Source organism: Chroococcidiopsis cubana SAG 39.79 (assembly GCF_003991895.1).
Classification (GTDB): domain Bacteria; phylum Cyanobacteriota; class Cyanobacteriia; order Cyanobacteriales; family Chroococcidiopsidaceae; genus Chroococcidiopsis; species Chroococcidiopsis thermalis.
In genome coordinates this window covers 1-3,299 of the sequence record NZ_RSCK01000221.1, presented here as the reverse complement: position 1 = coordinate 3,299, position 3,299 = coordinate 1, and the positions used below count along the sequence as shown (strand labels likewise).

The following is a 3,299-nucleotide window of genomic DNA, read 5'->3' as shown; positions in this document are numbered from 1 at the left end:
TAAATCTCAGCATTGACCAAAAAGTGGTCACTTCAACAGGATTGACCGCTTTTTTCTTGATTTAGTCTAAACTCCAGTCCAAAGCGTTGTATGGCATGACCACGAAGTCCAACTACGAGATATGCCCGGTCGTCTTCTTCCCAATAGTCGATTACCTTGACATGTAGCATTTGCCCCACGCCGGTCCTCAGAAATCGTTCAAACACTATTGGTTTGTGACTACCAACCGCTTCGTAGCACAGGATCTTCTGTTTCGTTTCCGCTTTGCGTCCTTTGTATGTCGTCACTGGGTACGCAGCTTCAGCGGGTTCAACCGCACCGATAATGTATCCTCGATCCAAAAATATCTGCTGAAATTCCATGATTACTATACCTGAGATCTTGCACTATTCTCAATAAAGGGTTGCCAAAAGAGCCAAAATCTGGAAGAAAGGGCGTAGGAATAATTTGAGTTGACGATTATGGAAACCATCGTCGAATACGCCCAAGGGCTAGTCTATAGCCTTCTTTGCTTAATGCCTAGCACATACCAGAAAGCCAGTCTAAACGCCCTGTTCGGGCTGTTTCTTGAAGCTCAAGGATATCCTTTACCCCAGCACACCCAGGTGAAATCCGCTTCTTCATTGAGTCGATTTTTGAATCACTACAATTGGTCTACTCGTAGCGTGATTCGCACGACTCGTCAAATGGTGTTGCAGCAAGTGACCGCTCATCCCCCTCATCCAAGCACTCCTTTGCGAGTGTTGATCGATCTAACGACATTAGAAAAGTGCGGCAAGTTTTTGCAGTTGAGTACGCCGACGAATGACCCCAAGGCACCTGACCCCTGGGTGAGAATACTTAACGGTAAGCGGGGATTACATTTAGTAGTATTGTACCTGGTGGTGGGTGAGTGGCGAGTGCCTTGGAGCTTTCGGGTCTGGCGGGGCAAAGGCTATCCCAGCCCAGTACAATTAGCGTGCAAGTTGTTGGCAACGGTTCCAACCCAGTTGAGTCAGGGCAGGGTGGTGATTGTACAGGCAGATACGGAGTTTGGCACCGTAGAGTTTCTCACAGCAGTGCGAAAGCAGTCGTGGCGAGCAGTCGTGGGGATGCGCTGCAATCGCAAAATGCAGGACGGTCGTCATCTAAAGCAACTGTATCGCCATGCCAACCGTGGACAACAGGTGTATTTAGCGGGAGACACACAGCCACTGACGGTGTCCTGGTTCTGGCTCAAACGAGCCGAAGGCAAGCGAGAACTGCGCTTTGTCGTTTCTACCCATCCTTACTCTGGCATTTATCTGGTGCGGCTAGGACGTAAGCGCTCTTGCATTGAGGGCTTTTTCAAAACGAGCAAACATCGTTTTGGGCTGCATCGCTTTGGGCAAACTACGAAACTTGGTGTCTATCGCTGGCTCATCCTATCGCTAATTGCCTATCTATTGGCGCATTGGATTGACCAATGGTCACTACCTCCTGTCCTGGATTGGAAAGCTGCCAGTGATTTGGCATTAACTGTACTGTTTCCCTCGGTTCTGTGGTTACAATTGCTGCGGTTCATCCGAGTCAATGCTGACATTGCTGCACAATTCGATTTTGAAATTATCCTCAAACCTTTACCCATTCTTGCTTATCGAGAATGCTGCAAGATCTGAGATACCTTAGAAAGAATAATCGGAGGCGATCGCGGACTGATTTTTCTCTGACGGTAGAAATCTTAGAGGTTAGGTGCTGGCGGGAGACGTTGTGGAAGGTAGACGTAGTAAGGGTTGTGCGAGGGACAGGAAGGTGGGTCTATCTAAGTGTTGGTACGTTTGTATGGTTGGGGGTGTTTGCGGCGGTTCTAGAGCGCATTACGTTGACTAAGTATTAATACTTACGAATGTGTGGGTTATGGCGATCGCTGAAACGGACTAGGTATAAACTCATAGAGGCTGGAAGGTGGCAAAACGCGGCGCTTACAAAAGGGGTGTCTCAGTTACGGAGAAGTCGTGATTGTGGCGGTTGTTGAAAAAAGAGCAACATTCATACCCAACAAATGCCCCCAGTAATTCTTTCAAAACCAGAAAATGCTCTGTGTATACTATATTGATGACCATCGAACCGTCAATCGAGATTCTCTCGTCACAAACAAATACGTTTTGACGGTGTACAAAATTTGTTACAAAATGAAATTTTTTCAGTCTTCTTTGATAGCCTCAAATGACGCAATCTCGTTGAACTAGTAAAAAAGTGTAAATGAATCTATCCAGAAGGTATTTATCAGGGCTTCAAGGCGTTGCTATCGACCGCTAATGAGATGATAGGACGTGGGGTGTTATGGTTGTTTGTAAGATAGTTGGTTCTTGGCGGAGATTAGCGATCGCATAAAAAAAGCCCCCAGATAAGAGGGAGTGATAGAGGGGTTGGGATGGTGGTTTTAATTACTCGGCACGCTAATTCATAAACTTTTATTGCATTATGCACAAGAAGGTCATAAGCGAGTTGATAAAACTCTTGAGTCTATGGCTGCGATCCTTGAACCCGTATTCGATGAGCTAGTTCATACTAGTGGTGCCATATCCTAATAGTTATAATTACGGAAACCAATGATAAATAAGGTGTTAGTAAGCACCTAAGAGACTACACTATTAAATAGTTGAAATACTTTAACTAAAAATAGACTCATAAAAGAGTGAAGCTTATGCTGCAAAAGATACAGTTTATTTTTATTGATCGTTATATGGCTGTATAGGTGTGGGGTCGATAGCGAACTTATGAGTGTAGAGATACTGGAAAACCAGACAATTTATACCATCAGTAGTAAACAATTCATGCGCAACATTATTAAGTTTACTTATGACGATGGGCGCGTGAAAGCTGAATGTTACTTACACGATGGTGTAGCGGAATTGAAACAAGTGGATGACGGTTGGAAAGTAGTCAGGATTGTGTATTAACCCTCCTCTATCACCAGGACACGCAATGAAAACCCTAAACACAAAATTCACCCGGCAACTCCTTTCTAAAATTGGACTGTACCGACCAATTAGATCTATATATAGGTATTTTGAACACCGTCAAGAGGTAGCTTTTTACTCGAAGCTATTAAAGCCAGATAGTCTTTGCTTCGATGTTGGCGCTAATGTTGGCAAAAAAACCTTTGCAATGCTAGAGGCAGGTATGAGGGTGGTAGCGTTTGAGCCTCAACCTGATTGTATGCACGAGCTTAAGGTCAGGTGTATAAACTACCGTAATGGCGGTTTCTATCAAACAGAATACCAGTTGAGCTAAGATGCAATTATGCGCTCAACCTTGTAGGAGCAAAGCCTTGGAGC

General features: G+C 44.8%; 4 protein-coding genes. 3 read left to right on the top strand and 1 reads right to left on the bottom strand.

Features of this window, described 5'->3' with window-relative positions; translation table 11 throughout:
• Positions 1-32: 32 nt before the first annotated feature.
• The gene (locus DSM107010_RS37380) at positions 33-341 is read right to left on the bottom strand and encodes a hypothetical protein (RefSeq protein ID WP_127025379.1); all 309 of its coding nucleotides are present in this window, start codon (positions 339-341) and stop codon (positions 33-35) included.
• Positions 342-461: 120 nt separating this feature from the next.
• Here DSM107010_RS37380 and DSM107010_RS37375 point away from each other — a divergent pair, with 120 nt between their 5' ends.
• The 3 genes from DSM107010_RS37375 (at position 462) to DSM107010_RS42710 (ending at position 2,921) form a co-directional block, all read left to right on the top strand.
• Positions 462-1,637 (top strand): transposase, encoded by a 1,176-nt coding sequence (locus tag DSM107010_RS37375; protein ID WP_199756047.1) that lies wholly within the window; start codon positions 462-464, stop codon positions 1,635-1,637.
• Complete coding sequence (locus tag DSM107010_RS40810; RefSeq protein WP_127025377.1) at positions 1,622-1,855, top strand: hypothetical protein; 234 nt, start codon at positions 1,622-1,624, stop codon at positions 1,853-1,855. Before DSM107010_RS37375 ends, DSM107010_RS40810 begins: the two co-directional genes overlap by 16 nt.
• Positions 1,856-2,795: 940 nt before the next feature.
• Positions 2,796-2,921: a hypothetical protein gene (locus DSM107010_RS42710; protein WP_258184113.1), complete on the top strand. Its 126-nt coding sequence runs from the start codon at positions 2,796-2,798 to the stop codon at positions 2,919-2,921.
• Positions 2,922-3,299 lie beyond the last annotated feature (378 nt).

Excerpts from the sequence above, each read along its gene's own strand:
- DSM107010_RS42710 (WP_258184113.1), top strand. The coding sequence starts at position 2,796 with ATGCGCAACATTATTAAGTTTACTTATGACGATGGGCGCGTGAAAGCT.
- DSM107010_RS40810 (WP_127025377.1), top strand. The coding sequence starts at position 1,622 with ATGCTGCAAGATCTGAGATACCTTAGAAAGAATAATCGGAGGCGATCG.
- DSM107010_RS37375 (WP_199756047.1), top strand. The coding sequence starts at position 462 with ATGGAAACCATCGTCGAATACGCCCAAGGGCTAGTCTATAGCCTTCTT.